This window comes from Pseudomonas sp. SDO524_S393, from assembly GCF_054071875.1.
On record NZ_JBSVVZ010000025.1, the window covers coordinates 58561 to 85108 of the forward strand.

General features: G+C 62.1%; 25 protein-coding genes. 15 read left to right on the top strand and 10 right to left on the bottom strand.

Going from position 1 to position 26548, the window contains the following annotated elements; translation table 11 throughout:
• Positions 1 to 5 precede the first annotated feature (5 nt).
• Positions 6 to 482, bottom strand: coding sequence for a LabA-like NYN domain-containing protein (locus tag ACW9IB_RS13525; RefSeq protein ID WP_457367708.1), 477 nt, complete (start codon positions 480 to 482; stop codon positions 6 to 8).
• 128 nt (positions 483 to 610) lie between these two features.
• Positions 611 to 1354 carry a DUF2076 domain-containing protein gene (locus ACW9IB_RS13530; RefSeq protein ID WP_457367709.1) on the bottom strand — a complete coding sequence of 248 codons (744 nt, stop codon included), beginning with the start codon at positions 1352 to 1354 and terminating at the stop codon, positions 611 to 613.
• 191 nt (positions 1355 to 1545) lie between these two features.
• Between ACW9IB_RS13530 and ACW9IB_RS13535 the strand changes: the two genes are divergently transcribed.
• The gene (locus ACW9IB_RS13535) at positions 1546 to 2208 is read left to right on the top strand and encodes a YciC family protein (protein WP_457367710.1); all 663 of its coding nucleotides are present in this window, start codon (positions 1546 to 1548) and stop codon (positions 2206 to 2208) included.
• 40 nt (positions 2209 to 2248) lie between these two features.
• Complete coding sequence (locus ACW9IB_RS13540; protein WP_457414016.1) at positions 2249 to 3337, top strand: endonuclease/exonuclease/phosphatase family protein; 1089 nt, start codon at positions 2249 to 2251, stop codon at positions 3335 to 3337.
• A gap of 120 nt (positions 3338 to 3457) precedes the next feature.
• On the opposite strand, the gene hrpB is transcribed toward ACW9IB_RS13540, so the two are convergent.
• Positions 3458 to 5965: an ATP-dependent helicase HrpB gene (hrpB, locus tag ACW9IB_RS13545; protein ID WP_457414017.1), complete on the bottom strand. Its 2508-nt coding sequence runs from the start codon at positions 5963 to 5965 to the stop codon at positions 3458 to 3460.
• A 174-nt stretch (positions 5966 to 6139) separates the two neighbouring features.
• On the opposite strand from hrpB, the gene ACW9IB_RS13550 reads away from it, so the two are divergent.
• Positions 6140 to 6559, top strand: coding sequence for a polyribonucleotide nucleotidyltransferase (locus tag ACW9IB_RS13550; RefSeq protein ID WP_457414019.1), 420 nt, complete (start codon positions 6140 to 6142; stop codon positions 6557 to 6559).
• Positions 6560 to 6574: 15 nt separating this feature from the next.
• The gene (locus tag ACW9IB_RS13555) at positions 6575 to 7468 is read left to right on the top strand and encodes a cation diffusion facilitator family transporter (RefSeq protein WP_457414020.1); all 894 of its coding nucleotides are present in this window, start codon (positions 6575 to 6577) and stop codon (positions 7466 to 7468) included.
• Here the strand turns inward: ACW9IB_RS13555 and ACW9IB_RS13560 are convergent.
• On the bottom strand, positions 7465 to 8514 hold the full coding sequence (locus ACW9IB_RS13560; protein ID WP_457414022.1) for a DUF6515 family protein: 1050 nt from the start codon (positions 8512 to 8514) through the stop codon (positions 7465 to 7467). The genes ACW9IB_RS13555 and ACW9IB_RS13560 overlap by 4 nt on opposite strands.
• A 397-nt stretch (positions 8515 to 8911) precedes the next feature.
• Between ACW9IB_RS13560 and ACW9IB_RS13565 the strand changes: the two genes are divergently transcribed.
• Complete coding sequence (locus ACW9IB_RS13565) at positions 8912 to 9391, top strand: Lrp/AsnC family transcriptional regulator (protein WP_003194418.1); 480 nt, start codon at positions 8912 to 8914, stop codon at positions 9389 to 9391.
• 53 nt (positions 9392 to 9444) lie between these two features.
• On the opposite strand, the gene ACW9IB_RS13570 is transcribed toward ACW9IB_RS13565, so the two are convergent.
• Positions 9445 to 9711 (bottom strand): hypothetical protein, encoded by a 267-nt coding sequence (locus tag ACW9IB_RS13570; protein ID WP_457367716.1) that lies wholly within the window; start codon positions 9709 to 9711, stop codon positions 9445 to 9447.
• Between the two features lie 324 nt (positions 9712 to 10035).
• Between ACW9IB_RS13570 and ACW9IB_RS13575 the strand changes: the two genes are divergently transcribed.
• On the top strand, positions 10036 to 10245 hold the full coding sequence (locus tag ACW9IB_RS13575) for a DUF2788 domain-containing protein (protein ID WP_457367723.1): 210 nt from the start codon (positions 10036 to 10038) through the stop codon (positions 10243 to 10245).
• On the opposite strand, the gene ACW9IB_RS13580 is transcribed toward ACW9IB_RS13575, so the two are convergent.
• From ACW9IB_RS13580 to ACW9IB_RS13595, 4 genes are all read right to left on the bottom strand, one after another.
• Complete coding sequence (locus tag ACW9IB_RS13580) at positions 10240 to 10806, bottom strand: pseudouridine synthase (protein ID WP_457367724.1); 567 nt, start codon at positions 10804 to 10806, stop codon at positions 10240 to 10242. The two genes, ACW9IB_RS13575 and ACW9IB_RS13580, sit on opposite strands and share 6 nt — an antisense overlap.
• Before the next feature lie 140 nt (positions 10807 to 10946).
• A complete protein-coding gene (gene amn / locus ACW9IB_RS13585) occupies positions 10947 to 12419 on the bottom strand; it encodes an AMP nucleosidase (RefSeq protein ID WP_457367717.1) in 1473 nt (490 codons plus the stop codon).
• A gap of 123 nt (positions 12420 to 12542) precedes the next feature.
• A complete protein-coding gene (locus ACW9IB_RS13590) occupies positions 12543 to 14189 on the bottom strand; it encodes an acyl-CoA dehydrogenase family protein (RefSeq protein ID WP_457414023.1) in 1647 nt (548 codons plus the stop codon).
• A gap of 91 nt (positions 14190 to 14280) precedes the next feature.
• Positions 14281 to 16659 (bottom strand): 7TM diverse intracellular signaling domain-containing protein, encoded by a 2379-nt coding sequence (locus ACW9IB_RS13595; protein WP_457414025.1) that lies wholly within the window; start codon positions 16657 to 16659, stop codon positions 14281 to 14283.
• 276 nt (positions 16660 to 16935) lie between these two features.
• Between ACW9IB_RS13595 and ACW9IB_RS13600 the strand changes: the two genes are divergently transcribed.
• From ACW9IB_RS13600 to ACW9IB_RS13615, 4 genes are all read left to right on the top strand, one after another.
• Positions 16936 to 17733 carry a hydroxymethylpyrimidine/phosphomethylpyrimidine kinase gene (locus ACW9IB_RS13600; protein ID WP_457414026.1) on the top strand — a complete coding sequence of 266 codons (798 nt, stop codon included), beginning with the start codon at positions 16936 to 16938 and terminating at the stop codon, positions 17731 to 17733.
• A gap of 21 nt (positions 17734 to 17754) precedes the next feature.
• On the top strand, positions 17755 to 18378 hold the full coding sequence (thiE, locus tag ACW9IB_RS13605; RefSeq protein WP_457367721.1) for a thiamine phosphate synthase: 624 nt from the start codon (positions 17755 to 17757) through the stop codon (positions 18376 to 18378).
• A 17-nt stretch (positions 18379 to 18395) separates the two neighbouring features.
• Entirely contained in the window at positions 18396 to 19679 is a 1284-nt protein-coding gene (gene hemL / locus ACW9IB_RS13610) for a glutamate-1-semialdehyde 2,1-aminomutase (RefSeq protein WP_457367722.1), read from the top strand.
• 224 nt (positions 19680 to 19903) lie between these two features.
• On the top strand, positions 19904 to 20458 hold the full coding sequence (locus tag ACW9IB_RS13615) for a tetratricopeptide repeat protein (protein WP_016973899.1): 555 nt from the start codon (positions 19904 to 19906) through the stop codon (positions 20456 to 20458).
• 118 nt (positions 20459 to 20576) lie between these two features.
• Here ACW9IB_RS13615 and ACW9IB_RS13620 read toward each other — a convergent pair whose 3' ends face one another.
• Positions 20577 to 20903: a DUF1820 family protein gene (locus ACW9IB_RS13620; protein ID WP_003194436.1), complete on the bottom strand. Its 327-nt coding sequence runs from the start codon at positions 20901 to 20903 to the stop codon at positions 20577 to 20579.
• 131 nt (positions 20904 to 21034) lie between these two features.
• On the opposite strand from ACW9IB_RS13620, the gene miaB reads away from it, so the two are divergent.
• From miaB to lnt, 5 genes are all read left to right on the top strand, one after another.
• A complete protein-coding gene (gene miaB, locus ACW9IB_RS13625) occupies positions 21035 to 22363 on the top strand; it encodes a tRNA (N6-isopentenyl adenosine(37)-C2)-methylthiotransferase MiaB (RefSeq protein WP_457414027.1) in 1329 nt (442 codons plus the stop codon).
• 237 nt (positions 22364 to 22600) lie between these two features.
• Entirely contained in the window at positions 22601 to 23608 is a 1008-nt protein-coding gene (locus tag ACW9IB_RS13630) for a PhoH family protein (protein WP_457369087.1), read from the top strand.
• Positions 23601 to 24059, top strand: coding sequence for an rRNA maturation RNase YbeY (ybeY, locus tag ACW9IB_RS13635; RefSeq protein WP_457414028.1), 459 nt, complete (start codon positions 23601 to 23603; stop codon positions 24057 to 24059). The genes ACW9IB_RS13630 and ybeY overlap by 8 nt, the downstream gene beginning before the upstream one ends.
• 42 nt (positions 24060 to 24101) lie before the next feature.
• On the top strand, positions 24102 to 24941 hold the full coding sequence (locus ACW9IB_RS13640) for an HlyC/CorC family transporter (protein WP_457369085.1): 840 nt from the start codon (positions 24102 to 24104) through the stop codon (positions 24939 to 24941).
• Positions 24942 to 24951: 10 nt separating this feature from the next.
• Positions 24952 to 26472: an apolipoprotein N-acyltransferase gene (gene lnt, locus ACW9IB_RS13645; RefSeq protein WP_457369084.1), complete on the top strand. Its 1521-nt coding sequence runs from the start codon at positions 24952 to 24954 to the stop codon at positions 26470 to 26472.
• Positions 26473 to 26548: the final 76 nt, after the last annotated feature.

Below are 26548 nucleotides of genomic sequence, written 5' to 3' on the forward strand. Positions count from 1 at the left end.
AATATCTATTTAAGCAACAACGCGCCTTCGATGGGCACGTAGCGGCTGGCCGCGCGTATCAATGAATTGGCCGTCAGCCCCGGTACGCCGTAGGCCACGGCATCAATGCCATGCTTGTGGATGACACGTTCGAGCAACATGTCGAAATCACCGTCACCGGAGGCCAGTACGATTTCGTCGACGTGGTCGGCGGCGTCCATGATGTCGAGGGTGATGCCCACGTCCCAGTCACCTTTGGCCGAGCCGTCGCTGCGCTGGATGTAGGGTTTGAGTTTTACCGTAAAGCCCAGGTTGCGCAGGATCTGCTGAAACTGCTGCTGCTTGCTGTCGCCCCGGTCGATGGCATACGCGTACGCCTCGACGATCTGCCCGCGCGCACTGATGTCAGCCCACAGCGCGGCGTAGTTGAAGTGGCAGCCATACGCCTGGCGTACGGTGTAATAGAGGTTTTGCACATCGGCGAACACCGCAATTCTTTTCACCGCACTTCCCCATGGCAACCACCAAAACCCCGACTGCGCGGGGTCGCAAAGGTGCCAGTATGCCAGCCACGAGGAGGTTTCCGAGAAAAATCCGCCCGGGCCGACGAAGCGACCCGGGCCGAGGTAGGTCAGACGAAGGAATCGTCGTCGCCGAAGGAGGACGAATCGTCGGAATAATCGTTATCCGCGAAGCTGTCCGAGTTGTTGCTGCCCCAATTGTCATTGCCGGCGTAGCGCTGGTCGTCATTGCCCCAGCCACCCGGATCACTGGCGGGTGCCGGTTGCTCGATGATTTCTTCAACGATCTGCGGCTGCTGGTTGTGATGGAACAGGCTGCTGATACCTTCGGCCAGCAACACACCACCGGCCACGCCGGCGGCGGTTTTCATCGCCCCGCCGAGAAACCCGCTCCCCACCGGAGCCGCCGGCGGTTGCTGGTAGTTCTGTGGCGGAGCGGCATAGTTCTGCTGCGGCGCAGGTTGGCCAAAGGCGGGCCGCGCCGGCTCACGCCAGCCCCCCCCCGAAGACGCTGGAGCACTCTGGGCCGGTTGCGGGTCGCGGGAGCCGCCGCCAAAGATGCTCGACAGGAAACCGCCGCTGCTCGGTGCCGGCTGGGCAGACTTGGCGCGCTGCAGTTCGTCCTGCAATTGCTGGATCTGCTGCGCCTGTTGCTTGTTCTGCGCGTCAAGGCTCTTGAGCGCGTGCTCCTGCACCAGGATGGACTGGGTCATGTAGTACCCGGCCGCCGGTTGGCGAGTCATGTGCTCCTTGATCCGCGCTTCCGCCAGGGCGTCGCGCGGGGCTGAGTCCGTTTCGGCTTGTTGCAACCGTGAAAACAGTCCATCGATCAGGGTTTGCTCTTCGCTATTCATGGCGACCTCGTTAGATTGCCGGTAAAAATCGTGGCGCCGCCTATCATCAGGCGTGTGTACTGGTTAGCACGTCTCTGTTATGGGGCTGTTACCAGACGTTTCAATGGTCTTTACTCAAGGTTTACGTTTGCTTACCTCAGGTAGTGATCGGTTAAAGTGTCGCCCTTGCTTTTAGGCCTGTGATGAACCTGATGAATCCGTTAGACGTACTGCGCGACTCCTTCCGTTTCACCCAGCGCAACCTGGGTGCCATCGTCCAGTTGTGCCTGCCGCTGGTGATCCTCGAGGCCGTGCTGCAACAGGTGCTCGACCACACGCTTGGCGCGGACGCCTTCCCCGGTTACAGCGTGGTGGTGGGTCTGTTGGTGTACCCGTTGTATACCGGTGCGCTGATCCTGTTTCTCGACGCCCGCACCCGTGGTGACTCGCCGCGCACCCGGGATGTGTGGGCCATGGCCCTGACCCTGTGGCCGCGCTTCGCGCTGCTGACGGCGATGAGCACGCTGCTGATTCTGCTGGGCTTGTCGCTGTATTTCCTGCCGGGCCTGTGGCTGATGGTGGTGCTGGCCTTCGCCGAATACCTGCTGGTGTTGCGCGGCATGCCGGCGTTGGACGCGATGAAGGAAAGCTTCCGCCTGACCCGCGGGCATTTCTGGCGAATCCTGGTGTGCCTGCTGTGCGTGATGACGCCGCTGTGGCTGCTCAAGGGCGCCAGTGTCGCGGCCTACCCTGACCCGCAAAACCCGCTGCTGGGCATCGTGATCGACAGCGCCCACAGTTTCCTGCAACTGTTCACCAGTGTGGTGCTGTTCCGTTTATTCATGCTGATCGGTGGCGATGCCGACGCGCGGTGATATGCTCCGTGCCATTCCCGACACGCTATAAGCCGAGCCGATGACCCGTTTATTGCGCATCACCCTGCTGAGCCTGCTGATCATCGCGGGCCTGCTGACGGCCCTGATCTACAGCCTGACCTGGCGCCCAGCCAACAAGGAAACCCTGCCCGTGAGCTGCGTCGCCCCCCGTGCGCCCACGTTGCTGCCCGGGCAGGCGCTCAAGGTCATGACCTGGAACGTGCAATACCTGGCCGGCAAGAACTATGTGTTCTGGTACGACACCGCCGACGGCACAGGCCCGGATGACAGCCCCACCGTCGAAGACATGGCCTACAGCCTCGACGAAGTCGCCCGGGTAATCCGCGACGAACAACCCGACCTCCTGCTGTTGCAGGAACTCGACGAAAACGCCAAGCCCTCACACTACCAAGACCAATTCGCCTTGTTGCAGGAACGCCTGGTCGACCTCTACCCGTGCAGCGCCCAGGCCTTCGATTGGAAAGCCGACTTCGTGCCCAACCTGCATATCTTCGGCAGCGTCGGCCGCAAACTCGTGACCCTGAGCCGCTACCAGATCGAACACGCCGAACGCCTGCAATTGCCGGCTCGCCCGGCCGACTTCATCAGCCGTCAGTTCCAGCCCAAGCCCGCCCTGCTGCTGACCTACCTGCCCTTGAGCGACGGCGGCCAACTGGCCGTGCTCAACACCCGCCTCGACGGCGACAGCCCCGGGCGAACAGCGGTGCAAGACCAGGTGAAAACCACGGTCAAGCTGCTGGATAAATTCGAAGGCCGGGGCACGCCCTGGTTGATCGGCGGGGATTTCAACCTGCTGCCACTGGGACAATTCCTGCGCCTGGACGCCGCCAAACGCGGGCAGTATTCCCCGGACAGCGAACTGCACCTGCTGTGGGACAAATACCCGATGATCCCGAGCAACAGCCAATCCAGCGGCATCGACCGGGAAAAATGGCTGACCCACTTCCCCAACGACCCGAGCGTGGACGGGCCGGATCGCACGCTGGACTACCTGTTCTACAGCCCGCGGATCAAACGGGTAGAGGCCAAGGTGCGGCAGGAGGACACGTTGCGTATCTCCAACCATTTACCGGTGATTGCGCGGTTTCTGCTGCCCGCCGCGCAGTAACAGCCCCACAAAAACCTGTGGGAGCTGGCTTGCCTGCGATAGCGTTGGACCAGTGAAACATTCTTCAACTGACCCACCGCTCGCAGGCAAGCCAGCTCCCACATTTGATCTCCACATGACCTACTTGCGGGGTTTGACCCGCGCAGTCGGCTCGGCAATCAGTGGGTCATCAGGCCAATAGTGCTTCGGGTACCGCCCTTTCAAGTCCTTCTTCACCTCGGCATAGGTGCTGCGCCAGAAGTTCGCCAGGTCCTGGGTCACCTGCACCGGTCGACGCGCGGGCGACAGCAGGTGCAACTTGACCACCTGGCGCCCGCCGGCGATGCGCGGGGTGTCGGCCAGGCCGAACAGTTCCTGCAGGCGCACCGCCAGAATCGGCGGATGTTCGCTGTAGTCCAGGCGCACCGAGGAGCCCGACGGCACCGTCAAGTGGTGCGGCGCCAGTTCGTCCAGGCGCTGGGGCAGCGGCCAGGGCAGCAGGTTGTGCAGAAAGCTGGAAATATCCAGGTTGGCGAAGTGGCTCAGGCGCGAGACCTTGCCCAGGTACGGCATCAGCCAATGTTCGAGGCTGGCGAGCAAGGCGCTGTCGCTGACGTCGGGCCATTCGCTGGTTTTGCCCGCATCCAGCTGACGCAGCAGCAGGACGCGGGCCTGCCATTGACGCAATTCCGGGGTCCAGGGCAACAGTTCCAGACCTTTGCGACGCACCAGGTTGACCAGCGCCTGGTTGCGCGCTGACTCATCCAGGCCCGTCAGCGGCTCGCGGCTGAGCACCAACTCGCCAACCTTGCGTTGACGCTCGGCGCGCAGCACGCCTTCGCGTTCATCCCAATCCAGCTGGTCGACGTTGCGCACTTGCTCGGCCAATACGCTGTCGAACAGCATCGGATCGAAATCCGCGGCCAGATAGATGCGCTCTTCACGCTGGCCCTGGCGGCTACCCAGGTCGGCGATCACCAGCCAGGGCTGTTTCATCAGGCTGTCGGCTTCGGCGAACAAGGCTGCGCGGCCATTGGCCAGGCGATATTCGGCGCCGCCCGGGCGACGTTGCTGGGCCACACGGTCTGGATAGGCCAGGGCCAGCAAGGCGCCGAGCCAGCGCGGGTGCTCGGGATCGGCCACCGCTTGGGTGGCCTGGCCTCTCAGGTAGCCACGGTATTGTCGGGCCAACTGTTTGGCCCGCTGCACACCACCTTGGGTGCCGCGCGCGCGCTCTTCGCCGCTGAGCAAGGCCAGGCGGCTATGCAAGTCCGCGCCGCCGCCGCGCAAGATATCGCGCTCGCCTAGTAACGCGGCCACATCGCATGCCGTCGCCGCCAGCCCCAGGTCCTGCCCGCGCAACAGCAAGTGGGCGATACGCGGATGCGCCGGCAATTCGGCCATTTTCTGGCCATGGGCGGTAAGTGTGTCGTCATTCAGTGCACCGAGGCGCTGCAACAGATCCTGAGCCTGGGCATAGGCGGCGGTCGGCGGCACGTCCAGCCATACCAGTTGCGCCGGTGTGACACCCCAGCGCGCCAGTTGCAAGGCCAGGCCCGCGAGGTCGGCGGCGAGGATCTCCGCGCTGCCATAGGCGGCCAGCCCTTCGTGCTGGTCCTCGGACCACAAGCGGTAACACACCCCCGGCTCCAGGCGCCCGGCGCGGCCGGCGCGCTGGGTGGCACTGGCGCGGGAGATACGCTGGGTGTCGAGGCGTGTCATGCCGCTGCCCGGGTCGAAACGCGGCACCCGCGCCAGCCCGGCGTCGATCACCACGCGCACGCCGTCGATGGTCAGGCTGGTCTCGGCAATGTTGGTGGCCAGCACCACTTTGCGTTTACCGGCAGGTGCCGGGTCGATGGCGGCGCGTTGGGCGCTCAGGTCCAGCTCGCCGTGCAGCGGGCAGAGCAGGACATCACTGCGTTCCCCCAAGGCATCGGCCAGTTGTTGGTTAACCCGACGAATCTCCGCCTGCCCCGGCAGAAACACCAGCACGCTGCCGGTTTCGTCATGCAGGGCTTCGAGGACGGTTTGCACCACGCGCGGTTCGATGAATTCACCCGGCTGGCAAGGCCGTCCCCAGCGCGTCTGCACCGGGAACATGCGCCCTTCGCTGCGCAGGACCGGCGCGTCGTCCAGCAGGCCCGCCAGGCGCTCGCCTTCGAGGGTGGCGGACATCAGCAGGATTTTCAGCGGCTGCTCATCCCGGAACAGCTCGCGGCCATTGAGGCTCAGGGCCAGCGCCAGGTCGGCGTCGAGGCTGCGCTCGTGGAACTCGTCGAAGATCAGCAGTCCCACGCCGTCCAGCGCCGGGTCGTCCTGCAAGCGACGCGTCAGGATGCCTTCAGTGACCACTTCGATGCGGGTATTGGGCCCCACTTTGCTGTCGAGGCGGATGCGATAGCCGACGGTTTCACCGACCTTTTCGCCCAACTCGCTGGCCAACCGCTCGGCGGCGGCGCGGGCGGCGAGACGGCGCGGTTCGAGCATCAGGATGGTCTGCCCAGCCAGCCATGGCTCGTGCAACAACGCCAACGGCACGCGGGTGGTTTTACCGGCGCCGGGCGGCGCTTCCAGCACGGCTTCATGGCGTTTCGCCAAGGCGTCACGCAGGGCAGGTAAAACATCATCGATCGGCAACGAATTCATACTGGCTCCAAAGCAGAGCGGCGAGTATAACGGCGAACTGCCGTGTGCCGATGGTGGTCTCACACGCACCACCCGATTGACTTGGCAACATGGTCAAATGTGGGAGCAAGCCCGCTCCCACATTGGATTTTCGTCGCTTATAGTCCCGTATTGATTGTGTTCAGGAGATAGTCCATGCGTATCGCTTCCCGTGTCATCGGCGGTGTCCTCGCCATCAGCTTGCTGAGCCAGTTGACGGCCTGCGGTTCGATTTTCTACCCCGACCGCCGTGGCCAGATCGACGGCAAGATCGACCCGGCCATCGCCGCGCTCGACGCCATCGGCCTGCTGTTCTACATCATCCCGGGCCTGATCGCCTTTGGGGTGGACTTCGCCACCGGCGCCATCTACTTCGAGCCTGGCAAGACCGCCCACGTGGCGCCGGAAAAACTCCATGAGGCGATTGGCGCCGACGGCAAGGTCGACAACGCCAAGCTGCAGACCATCATCCAGAAAGAAACCGGCCACAGCCTGCCGCTGGACGACCCGCGCCTGATCCAGTTCAAAGGCAGCGTGCAGCAGCTCGCCAGCCTGGGCCTGAAACCCGCCGCCTGAGGATTCGATGCGCCTATGACCAGCAGCCCCGAACACGCCAGGCTCCTGCGCCTGGCCACCCGCGCCTCGGTGGGCGTGGCCTGTGTGCTGATTATCACCAAGGCCATCGCATGGTGGCTCAGCGGCTCGGTGAGCATGCTCGCCGGCCTGACCGACTCGCTGCTCGATGGCGTGACCTCGCTGCTCAACCTGCTGGCGGTGCATTACGCCCTGCGCCCGGCCGATGATGACCACCGTTATGGGCATGGCAAGGCGGAATCCCTGGCCGGCATGGCCCAGGCGCTGTTTATCGGCGGCAGTGCGGTGCTGATTGCGCTCCAGGCCTATGACCGGCTGAAACACCCCGAGCCCGTGGGCGCGCCCTGGTTGAGCATTGGCGTGATCGTGTTTTCCCTGGCACTGACCGCGGCGCTGCTGATGCTGCAACACCGGGTGATCCGCGAAACCGGCTCCAACGCGGTGCGCGCGGACTCCTTGCACTACCGCTCGGACCTGATGCTCAACGCCAGTATCCTGGTGGCGCTGGTGCTCGCAGGCTTCGGCTTCAATCAGGTCGACGCCTGGTTCGGCCTGGGGATCGCCGCGTATATTTTATGGAGCGCGATCCAGATCGCCCGGGAGAGCTTTGCGGTGCTGATGGATGAGGAACTGCCTGCCGACGTCAGCCAGCACATGCTCGAACTGGCCCGAGGTGTGCCGGGCGTATTGGGCGCCCATGATTTGCGCACGCGGATTTCCGGCAGTCACTGGTTCGTGCAATTGCACCTGGAACTGCCGGGGGAGTTGACGCTGTCAGTTGCCCACGGCATCAGCGACCAGGCCGCCGATACCATTCACCAGGCGTACCCGCGCGCCGAAGTGCTGGTGCACGCCGACCCGCAGGAAGTGGTCACGGGCAACAAGGCCTAGTACTGCACCTGATAGCCGCGACTGCTCAGGCAGTTGCCCTGGGCCTGGCGGTAGGTTTGCACCACTGCCGGGTCAGGGGCGTAGGTCACTTGCTGCGGATCGAAACCGCTTTGCTGCACCGCCCAGCGATAACAGTCATAACCGTCCTGCTGTACCTGGGCCGGGGACTGACCGTTGGCGGGATAGGCCACTACGTCATAACCGTTGCCCTGGGGCGCAGGCTGCGGCGCCGGGACGGCAGTCGGCGGGGCCACCACCACATACTGCTGGGAACTGCTTTCGTAGGTGTAATACGCCCCCGCCGCGAGGAAGAACAACGCGCTGCCCACCCACACTTCCCGCGCGTAGTCCGGCAGGTAATGCACACGGATGCCGTACGGTGGCGTCACCACCACATAGCGCGGGCCTTGCGGGCGGTACCAGTAGCCGCCGGAAAAGAAGTAGTCCTGGCCCCGGTAAGGCACCCGGTAATTACGGTCGGGGAAGCGGTCGATCACGTACCCGGGGCGGTGCTGCGGGCCGGGGCCCCAGCCGTTGCCGTGCCCATCGGGACGCCCCGGCCAGCGGGTATCACCGGGGTGATTGTTGTAGCCGCCGTTGTTGCCGGGACGCGGGCCCGGGCCGCCGGCGTCCCAGTGCGGGTTGCCGTCGTTGCGTCGGGGAATGTCGCGGTAATAACCCTGGCGCGGTTCCTGGGTCTGGCGCACGGTGTCGGGGCGGCTCTGGATCGGCAGGTTGTTCGCAGGTTGCGGTGCCGGGGCCGGGCGTGGTTGCTCGGCGTTCTGCGGGCGCCCCTGCCACTGGCCGCGTGGCGGCTGGTCGGCGCGCTCGAAATGCGGGTTCTGCGGACGCGGCTGGTTATTCTCGAAATGCGGGTTCTGCGGGCGCGGTTGTTCATTGCCACCGGGCCGTCCGCCCTCCGGCCCTCGTTCATGCTGACCACCGCCGTCAGGGCGCGGAGAGTTATCCCGCTCATCGGCCACGGCCTGGGCGCCCACGGCCACCATCAACACACCTACACCTGCCAAACGCCAGATGCGCTTCATGCTATTCCTCACTGCGGATTAGGGCCTGTCCATGAGACTGGGAAAGCGCGGCCCGGTTCTCGGACAGGTTATCAGCCGGCAAAAGAAAAGGGGCGACCCGTCGGCCGCCCCTTGAGAACTTCGTCCTGGCTCAACGCTTTTGACGTTGGCTCACCTCACGCCGTCGGATAGACAGTGTGCAGCCTGGAGGCCGGCTCGACCCTGCTGGGGTGGCGGCCGCAGCGGGCCTGATAGGGCGGGCTGCTGTGGACTGTTGTCCAGGCGGTGATTCTGTTGATAAAGATACCCGCGAAGCCCCGACAGATGATTGCGAAGATTGCGTCAATAAACAGTGCTTGCGCAATTTTTAACCCTTCATGGATAATTCGTCGCAATAGTTACGACAAAGGCCAATCCAATGAGCAAGCTTGATCGATACGACCTGAGTATTTTGGCGGAATTGCAGCGCGACGCGAGGATCTCCAACCAGGAGTTGGCCGAGCGTATCGGCCTGTCACCCTCGCCCTGCTCACGCCGGGTCAAGCAATTGGAGGACGACGGCTATATCGCGCGCCAGGTGGCCTTGCTCGACCGCAAGATGCTCGGCCTGAGCCTCACGGCCTATGTGCTGATCGGCATGGACCGCCACACTCCCGAACGCTTCGAGAATTTCGAAGCGGCCATCCGTACCTTGCCCCAGGTGCTGGAGTGCAGCCTGGTGACCGGGATGGACGCCGACTATCAACTGAAAGTGGTGGTGCCGGACATGGACCACTATCAAAAACTGCTGCTGGGCCACCTCACCCGCATCGAAGGCGTGACCAGCGTACGCTCCAGTTTTGTGCTGAACCAGGTGCTCAACAGCACCGAATTGCCGTTGACGCACCTGCGCACCTGACGCACCGCCGAACCGTAAAAAGCGCGCACGCCGGCAATAGTGGCAGGCAGGGCTTACGTATGCCCCCCTACCTGCAAAATGGTCACGGTACGGGTAGCGTTGTCCACCAGGAAGGTCGCGCGCTCGGAACCCGACAGACGAATTTGATACTGCTCGGTGTTTCCCAGTTTTTTGTAATCGGCGCTGCCAATCATTTGAGCGGCGTCTCTTGGGTGGATGCCCAAGTTATGAATCGCGTTCTGGAAGGTGTCAAAGTTGTTCTGTGCGGCGCGGGGAAGATGGGCGGTAAACGACGCGCTGACTTTATTCAGGTTCCACATTGGGTTGCGCTCCTAAGAGGGGTCTTGCATCCAACGAACATTGAAGTTGACGCGGCTTTTCAACAGGCCGATTCGATCGGGCTCAAAGCTGCTCACTGACGACGAATTTCAAGGCAGTCATCGACATGTTTCGCGTGTTGCGGAGAGTGTTATTGACCCTGTTTTGATAACGTCAATAAAACAGGTCGGCGGGCGTTTTTATTCCACGACTTTCACAATTTTGCTGCCGCGTCGTGTGCGACTGACCGACGCAGGTCCACTCCAGGTCGATGGCACTGCCTTATACTCGCCGTCTCCTCCGCCGGAAAAGCCCCTATGAACGCCATCGACCCCGCCCTGTTTGAAGAATGGATGATGACCGGCCTGGTCACGATCCTGATCATCTTCATGGGCTTTATCGTCTGGGACTTGGCGAAGAAGTCCAAGGCCGGGCGCTTTGGCTCGCTGATTCTGTTCTTCGTGCTGGGGCTGGGCGTGGCCGCGTTCATCATCAAGAGCGTGGTGATCGGCCTGATCGAATCCGGCGCCCTATAGACGCGCCGGCACTGCCTTCCACTGGCCCTGGTCCAGGCCGTCGATCGACCACTCGCCAATCCGCACGCGCACCAGGCGCAACGTGGGCAAGCCCACGGCAGCAGTCATGCGCCGAACCTGACGGTTGCGCCCTTCACGAATGATCAATTCCAGCCAATGGGTTGGCACGCTTTTGCGAAAGCGCACCGGCGGGTTGCGCGGCCACAGTTCAGGCTCATCCAATTGCCGCGCTTCGGCGGGCAAGGTCATGCCGTCATTCAGCTCCACACCGTCACGCAGGCGTTGCAGTTGCTCTTCGGTGGGTTCGCCTTCCACTTGCACCCAATAGGTTTTCGCCAGCTTGTGCCTGGGGTCCGCAATCCGCGCTTGCAACTGCCCATCATTGGTCAGCAGCAGCAGGCCTTCGCTGTCACGGTCCAGACGGCCCGCCGGGTAGATACCGGGGATATCGATGAAATCCTTGAGTGTGGCGCGCCCGCCTTCGTCGCTGAACTGGGTCAGCACGTCAAACGGCTTGTTGAACAGGATCAGCTTCGGCTCGGCCGGTGGCGCCTTGGCCACGCGCCGCGCAGCGGAGTACGGAGGTTTTGCGCCAGGGCGGCGCGCATCGGGGCGAGAAGGACGGGACATGGCACACAAACATCTAACGGTCAGGACCAACCATGCTAGTGGTCTGACCGTTAAATGACCATCCCAAGCGCTTAGCGGAACGGCGGCTCGTCGAAGCTGCGCAGCTTGCGCGAGTGCAACGAGTTGAGCTCGGTGCGCAGCAAGTCCACCGCCTCGATGCCGATCTTCAAATGCTGGCTCACCGCACGCTCATAGAACGCGTTGGCCGAACCCGGCAGCTTGATTTCGCTGTGCAGCGGTTTATCCGACACGCACAGCAAGGTGCCATACGGCACACGCAAGCGATAACCCTGGGCCGCGATGGTGCCGCTTTCCATATCCACGGCCACGGCGCGGGACAGGTTGATCAGCGGCCGCTCCTGCGCCCAGCGCAGTTCCCAGTTGCGGTCGTCGTAGGTCAGCACAGTGCCGGTGCGCAGGCGTTTTTTCAGCTCTTCGCCTTTTTCGCCGGTGACATTGGCCGCCGCTTGCTGCAACGCCAACTGCACTTCGGCCAGGGCTGGAATCGGAATGTTCGGCGGTACCACGCGGTCAAGGATCCCGTCGCGACGCATATAGGCGTGGGCCAGTACGTAATCGCCGATAGTCTGGGATTGGCGCAGGCCGCCGCAGTGGCCGATCATCAGCCAGCAATGCGGACGCAGCACGGCCAGGTGGTCGGTGATGTTCTTGGCGTTGGACGGGCCGACGCCGATGTTGACCAGGGTCACGCCATGGCCGTCAGCGGCCTGCAAGTGATAGGCCGGCATCTGATAACGGTGCCACACCACACCGGCGGCAATCGCCGACGCTTCGCCGTGGTCCATGCTCTTGTCGATCACCACGTTGCCCGGCAGCACCATGCGGATGAACCGTGGGTCGCTGCGCAATTGCTCCAGACCATGCAGGATGAACTGGTCCACATAACGGTGGTAGTTGGTCAGCAGGATCCACGGCTGCACATGGCGCCAGTCACTGCCGGTGTAATGCACCAGGCGGCGCAGGGAAAAGTCCACGCGGGCCGCATCAAAGAGGGCCAACGGCAGTGGGTCGGTGTTTTCCCAGTCGTACAGGCCGTCGGCGATGCCATCGGTGGCCGCCGAGAGGTCGGTGCTGGGAAACACGCGGGCCAGGGTCGCGGCAGTCACGCCGGAGCCGGCCAGCTCATCGCCCTGCTCGACCACATACGGGTAAGGAATGTTCTGCTGGCTCACGCCCACTTCCACCGTCACGGTGAAGTCGTGCATCAACGGCACCAACTGTTCCAGCAGGTATTTACGGAACGCCGCGGGATGGGTAACGGTGACGCTGTAGGTCCCGGGTAACTGCACCTTGGCGTACGCCCGGGTCGTCTGTGGGACTTCGCCGTGGCAATGGTAGGTCAGGCGCAGTTCCGGGTAGCGAAACAGCGCGCGTTGTTCGGCGTCGGGCTCGACGCGGTCTTTGAGGTATTGCTTGAGAGCCTGATTGAGTGCGCCGGTGGCACGCTCATGAAGAGCCGCCAGCCGATCCACGGCTTCTTCGGCGGTTTGAACGACAACAAAAGCTTCGGTCACGATAAGCATCCTGTGTTCTTGACGTGCAGGCCTTTATCTTGCCTGTATCCCAGACTCACATAAACACCAGAGTTGGAATGCTCTGAAAGGTGGGAGCTGGCTTGCCTGCTCCCACATTTTGATTGTGTTTATTCAATGAGGGATCGAACGAGCAACAATAGCCTCCACATCCACCCCACGCGACAAGGTGCCATATACACGCCCGGACGACTCGCCCAACCGGCTGGCAATAAACCCGTCACTGACCGCCGCATTCCCCGCCTCCAGCAACAGCTTGGCCTGCAACGCCACGGCAATGTCCTCGGTGAGTTGCCGCGCGCGGTACTGAATGTCCTGGGTGTCCATGAACGCCGCTTTCAACTGTTCGATATGCCGGGCCAGTCGTTTGTCGCCATGCCCGTCGCCCAGCTCGACAAACAGTGTTTCCAACACGCCGGGCTCCTTGGACAGCGCGCGCAGCACGTCCAGGCACTGTACGTTGCCGGAACCTTCCCACGTCGAATTCACCGGTGCCTCACGGTACAGGCGCGGCAGAATGCTGTCCTCGACGTACCCCGCCCCCCCCATGCACTCGGCGGCCTCATTGATCATGGCCGGCGCGCGCTTGCAGATCCAATACTTGCCCACCGCCGTGACCAGCCGGGCGAATCGGGCCTCCTGCTCGTTGTCGAGGTGGTCCAGCGCGCGACCCATGCGCAGGCTCAGCGCCAGCGAGGCTTCGCTTTCCAGGGCCAGATCGGCCAGCACGTTTTGCATCAAGGGCTGTTCGCTCAGTACCCGCCCGCCCACCAAACGGTGTGCGCAGTGATGGCTGGCCTGGGTCAGCGCCTGGCGCATCAAAGCGCTGGAGCCGACCATGCAATCGAAGCGGGTCATGGCAACCATCTCGATAATGGTGGGCACGCCCCGGCCTTCCTCGCCGATCATCCAGGCCAGGGCGCCACGGAACTCCACTTCGCTGGAAGCATTGGAACAGTTACCGAGCTTGTTCTTCAGGCGCTGAATGTAGAACTCGTTGCGCGTGTCATCCGGACGGTGTCTGGGCAGCAGGAAACAGCTCAGGCCCTTGTCGGTCTGGGCCAGGGTCAGGAAGGCATCGCACATCGGCGCCGAGCAAAACCATTTGTGCCCCACCAGCTCATAGGCCTGCCCGGGACCACCCGCCCCCACCGGGTAAGCACGGGTGGTATTGGCGCGCACGTCGGTGCCGCCCTGTTTCTCGGTCATGGCCATGCCGATGGTGGCGCCGGCCTTGTGGGCGATGCCAACGTTGCGCGGGTCGTATTCGGTCTTGAGAATTTTCGGCAGCCAGGTCTTCGCCAGGTCCGGTTGCAGGCGCAGGGCCGGCACGCAGGCAAAGGTCATGGTCAGCGGGCAACCGGTGCCGGCTTCGGCCTGGCTGTGCAAGTACGTCATGGAGGCGCGCGCCACATGGGCGCCGGACTGCGGGTGGGCCCAAGGCAACGACGGCAGGCCATGTTCGACGGCGGTGCGCATCAGCTCGTGATAGGCCGGATGAAACTCCACCAAGTCGATGCGATGACCATAACGGTCATGGCTGTTGAACACCGGTTTGTTCTGGTTCGCCAGGAACCCCGCTTCCATCAACGGCCCACCAGCCAGCGCACCGTAGGCATCGATACGCGCCTCGGCCCAACCGGCGCCAAAGCGGCGCGACCAGTCTTGCAGGGGCAGGTCGATGCGATACAGATTAGTGCCGTCCAGGGACGGGGGCTGGTTGGTGACGTCGTGGGTTTCGGCAAACTGGTGCAGGTTCATGACGGGCCTCCTGGAAAAAGGCCGCACATGTCGTTGAGGCCTGAATTTCAGTTAAACACCGTCCACCACCTTAAAAAAGCGACATAAGCGCCTAATTCGCGGCGCTTTCGCCCTCTAACGGGCACAGCAAGCGGCGTTCCAGCACGGCCTGCAGCGCCTCGAAACGCACCGGTTTGGCTAGTCGGTCAGTGACGCCGATGCCATGGCAGCGTTCACGCTCGGAAACATTCAACGAGGTACTCAAGGCAATCACTGGCAGCTCGCCGCAGCCGGGCAGCGCACGAATCTGACAGCACAACGAGAATCCGCCTTCAGGTACATCCAGCAATACTGCGTCGAAACTCTCTCCCTGCAATGACGCCAGCGCCGCCGGACCAGCGTCCACCGTCTTCACCCGATAACCCAACTTGAGCAACATGCCACGTACTACCAACTGGCTGACGCTGTTGTCGTCCACCAACAACACCGCACAGTCCTGAGGCGTACGGCGGTTGTCCGCAGCCGGGCAAGCGGGCTTGGGCTCGGGCGGTGCCGGGCTGGCCTCCATTTCGAGCTGGAAGCGGCTGCCTTTTTTCGGTTCCGAATGGTGCGTCAGGCGCCCGCCAAGCAATTCGATCAATTGCCGGCAGATGGCCAGGCCGATTCCCAGGCCGCCATATTCGCGAGTCATGGAAGCATCGAGCTGGAAGAAACGCTGGTACAGCGTGGCTTCATCGAGAAACGCAAAGCCGATGCCGGTATCGGTGACGATGAAACTCAGGCGCACACTGCCATCACTGTGGGGCACACCCACCACCCGCAGACGCACGGAGCCTTCGTGGGTGAACTTGAACGCGTTGTCCAGCAGGCAATCCAGGCACTGAAGCAACTTGCCAGCATCCCCGCTCAGGCGATCCGGCAGTTCGTCCGCCACGTCGATGGAGAACGCCAAGCCCTTGCTCTGGGCATTCGGCGTGAATTGCTGACGCAGGCTGTCGAGCACACCGCGCAGGCTGAATACCTGGGGCTGCGCGCTCAAGCGACCGGCCTGCAATTCGGTGAGCGTGAGGATGCCGTTGACCATGCGCATCATGTCCCGCGCCGAACCGGCGGCGGTTTTCTGGTATTGCGCGAGGTCGGCGTCCAGGGGCACGGTCTGCATCAGTTCAAGTGAACCGATCACACCGTTCATGGGCGTGCGCAGTTCATGGGTCAGGGTCGCCAGGAATTCATCCTTGAGCCGGTTGCTGCGCGCCAACTGCTGGTTGAGCACTTCGAGCTTCTGACTGGCATCGAACAGAATCTGGGCCTGCTGCTCTCGCATGCCGTTGATGCGATCGGCCAGGGCCAGGGACAGCAGCGCCACTTCGATCGCCGAACCGATCTGGCTGGCGTACATGGTCAGGAACACATTCGGCAGGTAACCCAGCACCATCAGCGTATTCACCACCCCGCCCAGCAAAAACGCCGACCAGGCAATGATGAAGTAACGCGCCACGCGCTGGCCGCAGTACCAGGCCTTGATGGCGGCCACAAAGATGGTCACGGTAAACACCAGCGCCAGCCCGGTGGCCAGGCGCAAGGCCAATGCGTAGCTGGTCATCAGCGACAGCAGCATCACCACCGCTCCGCAGGCCACCAGTGTCAGCAACAGCCGATTGATCCAGCGACTGTGCTGCGCCGTGTGCAGGAAACTTCGCGCGAACAGGCTACCGAACAAGGCCGCCGAACCGATCAGGAACGGCGTCGCGGCGTTCGCCCACCAAGGGTTGCTCGGCCAGAAATACTCCACCGCCGCGCCGTTGACCGACAGCTGATACATGCCGAACGACGCAATATAGAAGATGTAATAGAGATAGCTGGTATCGCGCACGCTGAGGTAGATGAACAGGTTGTACACCAGCATTCCCAACAACACACCGTAGATCAGGCCCAGCACATACAGGCGCAGTGGTTGTTGTTCCAGGTAGGCCGTGCTGGACCAAAGGGTCAGCGGCGCCTGGATCGAGCCCTCGCTTTGCAGCCGCAGGTAGACGGTCTTCGCCTCTCCGGGGTTGAAGTCGACCTTGAACAGGTAATTGTTCTGACGGATCTCGCGGCTGGCGAAGGGCAAGGCATCGCCGGTACGCCCAGCCAGACGATAGGTACCACTGCTGTCAGGCAGATACAGGTCAAGATGATCGAGGGGCGGGTAGGCCAGTTCCAGCAGCCAGGTGCGCTGAGCGGCAGGATCGTTGGGCTGATAGTGCAGATTGACCTTGAGCCAGAACACCGAGCGCGAGTAGCCGGCATTGAGGGTGTCTTTGTCATGGGGCTTGAATCGGCTCGCGAAGGCCGCATTGCTGACGTCGGCGATGGTCAGGGCGTCGGTGGGGTCTTCGAGCACTTGCATGGCTCGACCCAGCGGCAGGCTCCGCGTGTCCTGAGTGAACTCGATGGCGCTGGCGAGCATCGGCAGCCCGCACAACAATAAGATCAGCAAATAGCGCATAAAGCCCCAGCGTGGCCTGTCCGGTTATGTCAAAAGCCCCCCATTCCTTTTGAGATGACGTATACCGGCGATACAGAGAGTGGTTTGGATCCACTCTAGCATAGCCAGTAAAGGCCATTAGACACCATTGAAATAATTTTTTGAAAGGCTCTAGAACGCGCTTTTCAAAGGATTTTCAAGCATAGCTTATTGCCACAACTCCCCACCCGCGCGGGGCGAAATTCAACTATCGCCCGACAGCCACGCCAAAAGCGTTTGGTGGTAAGCTCGCGCACCATGAATATCTACAGCTCTCGCCCCGTTGTCCTCTGTCTCTCCGGCCACGACCCAAGTGGTGGCGCCGGCTTGCAGGCAGATATCGAAGCGCTGCTGGCCCAAGGCTGTCACGCGGCTCCCGCCGTCACTGCCCTGACCGTGCAGAACACCGTGAACGTCAGCGATTTCCGCGTGCTTGACCGCGAGTGGGTACTGGCCCAGGCCAATGCCGTGCTCGGCGATTCCGAAGTGGCGGCGGTCAAGCTCGGCATGCTCGGCTCCACCGCCATGGTCGACACTGTGGTCGAACTGCTGCAGGCGCATCCGCACCTGCCAGTGGTCTGCGACCCGGTGTTGCGCGCCGGCGGTGGTGGCAGCCTGGGCAAGGATGAAGTCGGCTATGCCATGCGCGAGCGGTTGCTGCCGCTGTCGCTGATCGCCACACCGAACCTGCCCGAAGCGCGCATCCTTGCGGAACTGCCCGAGGGCACGGCAGACGAGTGCGCCGAGAAGCTGCTGCCGTATATCAAGCACCTGCTGATCACCGGTGGCCATGGCGACGAGCATGAAGTGCACAACCGCCTGTACAGCCGCGACGGCACGCGCCAGACCTTCACCTGCCAGCGCCTTCCGGGCAATTACCATGGTTCGGGTTGTACGCTGGCCAGTGCGCTGGCCGGTCGGATTGCTCAAGGTGAAGGCCTGGCCAGCGCCGTACAGTCGGCCCTCAACTACACTTGGCGCACCCTGCGTGACGCTGATCGACTCGGCCAGGGCCAGTTCGTGCCACGCCGTCTGCCGCTGGATTTCTGCTCGTAACACGCTCAAGGGGCCTGCCCGATGAAACTACGTGGCCTGTACGCCATTACCGACAGCCAACTGTTGGCCGGCAAATTCCTCGCCTACGTCGAAGCGGCGCTGGAAGGTGGCGTGACCCTGCTGCAATACCGCGACAAAAGCAGCGACGAAGCCCGCCGCCTGCGTGAAGCGGAAAAACTGCGGGAGCTGTGCTCGCGCTACAAGACCCGGCTGATCATCAACGACGACGCCGAGCTGGCCGCGCGTCTGGGCGTCGGCGTGCACCTGGGCCAGACCGATGGTCCGCTGACCCCGGCCCGTGCGCTGCTCGGCTCCAAGGCCATTATCGGTTCGACCTGCCACAGCCAGATCGAACTGGCCGAGCAGGCCGCCCGGGAAGGCGCCAGCTATGTGGCCTTTGGCCGGTTCTTCAATTCCAACACCAAGCCTGGCGCACCCGCCGCTACCGTCGAGATGCTGGCCGACGCCCGCTCACGCCTGACATTGCCGATCTGCGTGATTGGCGGCGTGACCCTGGAAAACGCCGAACCGCTGGTCGCCCATGGCGCCGATCTGCTGGCCGTGATCCACGGCTTGTTCGGTGCCGACAGCACCCAGGAAGTCACGCGCCGCGCCCGCGCCTTCAATGCCCTCCTCAAGATTTGATTTCAGAGAGCCCGATCATGTCCCGTTCCGAAACGCTGTTTGCCAATGCCCAGAAACACATCCCCGGCGGTGTGAACTCGCCCGTGCGCGCGTTCAAGAGCGTCGGCGGCACGCCGCTGTTCTTCAAACATGCCGAAGGCGCCTACGTCACTGACGAAGACAACAAGCGCTACGTGGACTACGTGGGTTCCTGGGGCCCGATGATCCTTGGCCACAGCCACCCGGACGTACTGGACGCGGTGCGCAAGCAGCTGGAGCACGGCCTGTCCTACGGCGCACCGACCGCCATGGAGACCGAAATGGCCGATCTGGTCTGCTCGATCGTGCCCTCGATGGAAATGGTGCGCATGGTCAGCTCCGGCACCGAAGCCACCATGAGCGCGATCCGCCTGGCCCGTGGTTTTACCGGCCGCGACAGCATCATCAAGTTCGAAGGCTGCTACCACGGCCACTCCGACAGCCTGCTGGTAAAAGCCGGCTCGGGTCTGTTGACCCAGGGCGTACCCAGCTCGGCGGGTGTGCCGGCGGCGTTCGCCAAACACACCCTGACCCTGCCGTTCAATGACATCGCTGCGGTCGAGCAGATGCTCAATGAAGTGGGCCAGGACGTGGCGTGCATAATCGTCGAGCCGGTGGCCGGCAACATGAACTGCGTGCCGCCGGCGCCGGGTTTCCTCGAAGGACTGCGCGAACAATGTGACAAGCACGGCGTGGTGCTGATTTTCGACGAAGTGATGACCGGTTTCCGTGTCGCACTTGGCGGCGCCCAGGCTTACTACGGCGTTACGCCAGACCTGAGCACCTTCGGCAAAATCATCGGCGGCGGCATGCCCGTAGGCTGCTTCGGCGGCAAGCGTGAAATCATGCAACACATTGCCCCGCTGGGCCCGGTGTATCAGGCCGGCACGCTCTCGGGCAACCCGCTGGCCATGGCCGCCGGCCTGACCACCTTGCGCCTGATCAGCCGCCCGGGCTTCCACGCCGAACTGACCGACTACACCACCCGCCTGCTCGACGGCCTGCAACAACGCGCCGATGCCGCTGGCATTCCGTTTGTCACCACCCAGGCAGGCGGAATGTTCGGCCTGTACTTCAGCGGTGCCGACGATATCGTTACGTTTGATGACGTGATGGGCAGCGACGCCGAACGCTTCAAGCGCTTCTTCCACCTGATGCTGGAAGGCGGCGTGTACCTGGCGCCGAGTGCGTTCGAAGCCGGCTTCACCTCGATCGCCCATGGCGAAGCCGAGCTGAAACTGACCCTCGATGCCGCCGAACGCGCCTTCGCTGCACTGAAATAGGGGACGCAAAAATCAGGCACCGCCCAAACGGTGTCTGATTTGCTACCTTGCTTACAGAACTTTCCGACTTTTTTCGAGAATTCACCTGCAATCCAACAGATAACTTGCACAGGCAGCAGAAAAACGAGTAAAGACTTTGTAAGCAGAGGCCTGCTTATTTCATAATGCGCGCTTATTGGATCCCCCGAGGATCCGCGTGCTCCGTCAGAGGTAAGTCGATTCCCATGAAACGCACCGGCCGCACCCTGGTTCTGGGCTGCCTGTTGCTCCTTCAGCCGCTGCTGGCGCATGCACAAGCAGGCGGCAACTCGTTGTTGATCCCAGCGATGGGTCGTTGCACCCTCAATACCCAGCCAGACAGCCAGGCCGAAGCCCTGAGCGCGTGCCAAAAACAGGCCGAGAGCGGGGATGCGCAGGCGCAATACGAGTTGGGCGAGTACTTCCACGACAGCAAAAACCCCGCCCGCGACCTCAACAAGGCCTTGAGCTATTTCGAGAAAGCCTCGCTGCAGGGCCACGCCCAGGCCCAATTCCAGCTGGGCAACATGTTCTTCAAGGGCGAAGGCGTACCGGCCAATAACGTTCAGGCGTATATCGTGCTGAAAATGGCTGCGGTCAATGGCGCCGAAGATGCGCTGGACACCGCCGACGAAGTCGCCGAACACATGCAGCGCGATGAACTGGAAGTGGCGACCCAGGTGCTGGGCCAGATTTTCCGCAACTACCTGCAGGAACTGCAGAGTGCTGATGGGCGCTCGCCCTTCTCACCCTTACCCTGATTCGTCCTGAACCCATCTATCGCCTTCGCAGGCAAGCCAGCTCCCACACTTGAATGTGTTCACAACTCAAAATGTGGGAGCTGGCTTGCCTGCGAAGGGCGCGACGCGGTCTAAAGCCTTACTTCTCGGGCATCGGCATCGGAAACGGCATCACATTGCTCGTGCCCCGTGCCTCGCTGATCTTCGGCGTGCCCAAGCGTTCGACCTCATCAATGCGCACGATCGAATGCATCGGTACAAAGCTGCGCACCACGCCCTCGAACTGCGCTTTGAGCTTTTCTTCGCCCGGATCGACGACCAACTGGGTGCGCTCGCCAAAGACGAACTCTTCCACCTCCAGGAACCCCCACAGATCGCTTTGATAGATCTGCTTGGCGTACATTTCGAACACCTGGCCCTGGTTGAGGAAAATCACCTTGTAGATTGGAGCTTCACGTTTGGTCATGGTGGGCGGATAACACATCGGGGCTATAAAAGAGGGCGCGAACTATAGCATGGCACCCGATGTACAACGCTAGGAACCAATGGACATGCCCCCTATAATGCGCGGTTCTTTACCACCAGTTGACGATTCCCATGGCCAAGAAGCTTTACATCGAAACCCACGGTTGCCAGATGAACGAGTACGACAGCTCGCGCATGGTCGATCTGCTGGGTGAACACCAGGCCCTGGAAGTCACCGCCCGCGCCGAAGATGCCGACGTAATCCTGCTCAATACCTGCTCGATCCGTGAGCGGGCCCAGGACCGCGTGTACTCGCAACTGGGCCGCTGGCGCGAACTGAAGCTGGCCAACCCGGACATGGTGATCGCCGTCGGCGGTTGCGTGGCCAGCCAGGAAGGTGCAGCCATTCGCGACCGCGCGCCCTATGTCGACGTGGTCTTCGGCCCGCAGACCCTGCACCGCCTGCCGGAAATGATCGACGCCGCGCGCATCAGCAAGCTGCCGCAGGTGGATGTGTCGTTCCCCGAAATCGAAAAGTTCGACCATTTGCCAGAGCCACGTATCGACGGGCCGAGTGCCTATGTGTCGGTGATGGAAGGCTGCAGCAAATATTGCACCTTCTGTGTGGTGCCCTATACCCGCGGTGAAGAAGTCAGCCGGCCATTTGACGACGTACTGTCGGAAATCATCCACCTGGCCGAAAACGGCGTGCGCGAAGTGACCCTGCTGGGGCAAAACGTCAACGGCTATCGCGGCGTGACCGACGACGGCCGCCTGGCCGACCTGGCGGAACTGATCCGCGTGGTCGCTGCAGTGGACGGTATCGAGCGCATCCGCTACACCACTTCGCACCCGCTGGAATTTTCCGACAGCCTGATCCAGGCACACGCCGAAGTGCCGGAGCTGGTCAAGCACCTGCATTTGCCGGTGCAATCGGGCTCGGATCGCATCCTCGCGGCCATGAAGCGCAACCACACCGCTCTGGAATACAAATCCAAACTGCGCAAACTGCGCGCAGCGGTGCCGGGCATCTGTATCAGCTCGGACTTTATCGTGGGTTTTCCCGGCGAAACCGAAAAAGACTTCGAGCAGACCATGAAGCTGATCGAAGACGTCGGTTTCGACTTCTCCTACTCCTTCGTCTACAGCCAGCGCCCGGGCACCCCGGCTGCCGATCTGCTGGACGAAACCCCGGAAGCGCTGAAAAAGGAGCGGTTGAACGCCCTGCAACACCGCCTGAACCAGCAAGGCTTCGAGATCAGCCGACAAATGGTCGGTTCAATCCAGCGCATCCTGGTCACCGACTATTCGAAAAAAGACCCGGGTGAGTTGCAAGGCCGCACCGAGAACAACCGAATCGTCAACTTCCGCTGCGATAATCCGACCCTGATCGGCCAGTTTGCCGATGTGCACATCGATGCGGCGCAGCCTCATTCGTTGCGCGGCTCATTGACCAACTGACACAAACGCTCTGACTACAAATGAAGATCAAATGTGGGAGCTGGCTTGCCTGCGATTGCGATGTAACAGCCAGCCTCTATTTTGGATGTGCCGGCCTCATCGCAGGCAAGCCAGCTCCCACAGGGGTTCTTCATTGTTATTGAGATCGAGGCCAGCCGATTTAAGTGCTTTCGTACCCGCGCCTCTGGCGTTATTCTCTCTTTCACATCCATTGCCAAAGGGCGGCTAAAAGCGACCTTGAACGCACCCACAGTAGAACCCCATCGTTTTCTCCTCGAGCCGTTTGAGGCTCGCCGTTTCGCCAACCTGTGCGGACAGTTCGACGAGCACCTGCGCCTGATCGAACAACGCCTGAGCATCGAGATCCGCAATCGCGGCAATCAGTTCGAACTCATTGGTGAACCTCAGCACACCACGTCCGCAGAAAACCTGCTGCGTCGCCTCTATCGCGAAACCAAGGGCAGCGAACTGTCGCCGGAAACCGTGCACCTGTACCTGCAGGAGTCGGCCATCGAAGACTTGGCCAACAACCCTGTGGCCGAGGCCAGCGTGGCGCTGCGCACCAAAAAGGGCATGATTCGCCCGCGCGGCCTGAACCAGCAGCGCTACGTCAAAGAGATCCTCGGCAACGACATCAACTTCGGCATCGGCCCCGCCGGTACCGGCAAGACCTACCTGGCCGTGGCCTGCGCGGTCGACGCCCTGGAGCGCGAGCAAGTACGCCGCATCCTGCTGGTACGCCCAGCGGTCGAGGCCGGCGAAAAGCTCGGTTTCCTGCCCGGCGACCTGGCGCAGAAGATCGACCCGTACCTGCGCCCGCTCTACGACGCGCTTTACGAAATGCTCGGCTTCGAATACGTGGCCAAGCTGATCGAGCGCCAGGTGATCGAGATCGCCCCGCTGGCCTATATGCGCGGCCGTACCTTGAACAACAGCTTCATCATTCTTGACGAGAGCCAGAACACCACCGTCGAGCAGATGAAGATGTTCCTGACCCGTATCGGCTTCGGCTCCACCGCCGTGATCACCGGTGACATCACCCAGGTCGACCTGCCCAAGGGCACCAAGTCGGGCCTGGCCCATGTCATCAAGGTGCTCGAAAATGTGCCGGGCATCAGCTTCACGCACTTCCAGCCCAAAGACGTGGTCCGCCATCCGCTGGTGCAGCGCATCGTCGAAGCCTACGAGCGCTTCGAGACTGCCGCCGCAGAGGCCTCGGCACAGGATTCACGCCGCGATGCTTGAGCTCGACCTGCAGCGGGCCACCGACGCACCCGCCCCCAGCGAAGCACAGTTCCGCCAATGGTGCGCCCTGGCCCTGCGCCAGCGCACAGCCGACTCGGAACTGACCATTCGCCTGGTGGACGAGCCCGAGGGCCGCGAACTGAATCACACCTGGCGCCAGAAGGACTACGCGACCAACGTGCTGTCCTTTCCCGCCGACGTCCCCGATGAGTTACTGGACATCCCACTGCTGGGGGACCTGGTGATCTGCGTCGAGGTGGTGGAACGCGAAGCGAAGGAACAAGGCAAGGAGCTGGAAGCCCACTGGGCCCATCTGGTTATCCACGGCTGCCTGCATCTCTTGGGTTACGACCATATAGACGATGACGAAGCCGAAGAAATGGAAGCACTGGAACAAACGTTGCTTGCAGAATTGGGTCATCCGGACCCGTATGCGGACGACGACGCTTGAAAAACACTCAACTGTAACGATAAAGGATTCAGAGTAATCGCTATGAGCGAAGACCGATCGAGCAACGGGCAGAAGTCATGGCTGGGCAAATTGACCCAGGCTTTTGCCCACGAGCCGAAAAACCGCCAGGAGCTGCTGGAGCTCTTGCGCGAGGCCCATCAGAACAAGTTGCTGGACAGCGAAGCGCTGGCCATCGTCGAGGGCGCCATCCAGGTGGCTGACCTGCAAGTGCGCGACATCATGGTCCCGCGCTCGCAGATGATCAGCATCAAGGCCGTCCAGACTCCACGGGAATTCCTCCCGGCCGTGATCGATTCGGCGCACTCGCGCTACCCGGTGATCGGTGAAAGCCATGACGACGTCATGGGCGTTCTGCTGGCCAAAGACCTGTTGCCGCTGATCCTCAAGGAGAACGGTGATAACTTCAACATCAAGGACCTGCTGCGCCCGGCCACCTTCGTGCCCGAGTCCAAGCGCCTGAATGTGCTGCTGCGCGAGTTCCGCGCCAACCACAATCACATGGCCATCGTGATCGACGAATACGGCGGCGTGGCAGGCCTGGTCACCATCGAAGACGTGCTGGAGCAGATCGTCGGCGACATCGAAGACGAACACGATGTCGAAGAGGACAGCTACATCAAGCCGCTGCCCAGTGGTGACTTCCTGATCAAGGCGCTGACGCCCATCGAGAACTTCAATGAGTTCTTCGACAGCGAATTCTCCGACGATGAGTTCGACACCGTGGGCGGCCTGGTGATGAGTGCATTTGGCCATCTGCCAAAGCGCAACGAAACCACCGAGATCGGCGCGTATCGCTTCCGCATCCTGAATGCCGATAGCCGTCGTATCCACTTGATCCGCCTGACTCCTATTGCCCGTTAAGGACTGACATATGCGGTTCACCGCTCCCGGCTGGCCCGGTAATCTGCTGGCCGTGGTGGCCGGCGCCATCACTACCCTGGCGCTGGCGCCGTTCGACCTGTGGCCGTTTGCACTGGTAGCGGTCGGTTTGTTCTATGTCGGGCTACGGGAACTGACGCCACGCCAGGCCCTGGGCCGTGGCTGGTGCTTCGGTTTTGGCCTGTTTGGCGCCGGCACCAGTTGGATCTACTACAGCATCCACCACTTTGGCGGCGCTTCGGTGCTGCTGGCAGGTTTCCTGATGCTGTTGTTCACCGCTGCGATTGCCTGGTTCTTCGCTCTGCCCGCCTGGCTGTGGGCGCGCTGGCTGCGGCGCAACGAAGCGCCGTTGGCGGATGCGCTGACGTTCGCCGCGCTGTGGGTGGGCCAGGAAGCGTTTCGCGGCTGGTTCCTCACCGGTTTCCCTTGGCTGTATTCCGGTTACAGCCAGCTCGACGGCCCGCTGACGGGTCTCGCGCCGCTGGGTGGCATCTGGCTGATCTCTTTTGCGTTGGCATTGACCGCCGCCGTGCTGTGCAACCTGCCGCGCCTGCTGGCCAGTAAACGCAATGGGTTTATCGCCGCCGGCCTGGTGCTGCTGGTTGCGCCCTGGGCCGTGGGCCTGGCGTTCAAACACCATGCCTGGACCACGCCATCCGGTGCGCCACTGAGCGTGGCCGCCGTGCAGGGCAATGTCGAACAAAGCATGAAGTGGGACCCGGAACAGCTCAACGCGCAACTCGCCCTGTACCGCGATATGAGCTTCACCTCCAAACGGGTCGATTTGCTGGTGTGGCCGGAGACGGCGGTGCCCGTACTCAAGGAGTCCGTCGAGGGCTACCTGGGCATGATGGGCAAGTTCGCCGCCGACCGGCACAGCGCGCTGATCACCGGCGTGCCGATTCGTCAGGAAGTCCATCACCAGAAACGCTACTTCAATGGCATCACCGTGGTTGGCGAAGGCGACGGTACCTACCTGAAACAGAAGCTGGTGCCCTTTGGCGAATACGTGCCTTTGCAGGACATGCTGCGCGGCCTGATCGCCTTCTTCGACTTGCCGATGTCGGACTTCGCCCGCGGCCCGTCCGACCAGGCGATGTTGCAGGCCAAGGGCTATCAGATCGCACCGTTCATTTGCTACGAAGTGGTGTACCCGGAATTCGCCGCCGGCCTCTCGGCCCAAAGCGACTTGCTGCTGACCATCAGCAACGACACCTGGTTCGGCCGCTCCATCGGCCCCCTGCAACACCTGCAAATGGCGCAGATGCGCGCATTGGAAGCCGGGCGCTGGATGATCCGCGCCACCAACAACGGCGTGACCGGCCTGATCAACCCGTTCGGGCAGATCACCGAGCAGATCCCGCAGTTCGAGCGCGGCATTCTGTATGGCGAAGTGGTGCCGATGCACAACCTCACGCCCTACCTGCAATGGCGCTCGTGGCCGTTGATCATTGTGTGCCTGGGGCTCTTTGGCTGGGCGCTGCTGGCGGGCAGAATGTCAAAGACGGTTTAATTTGAAGAGCAGCAAAAAACCAATGTGGGAGCGGGCTTGCTCGCGAATACGGTGGATCAGTCGATGGATCTGTTGA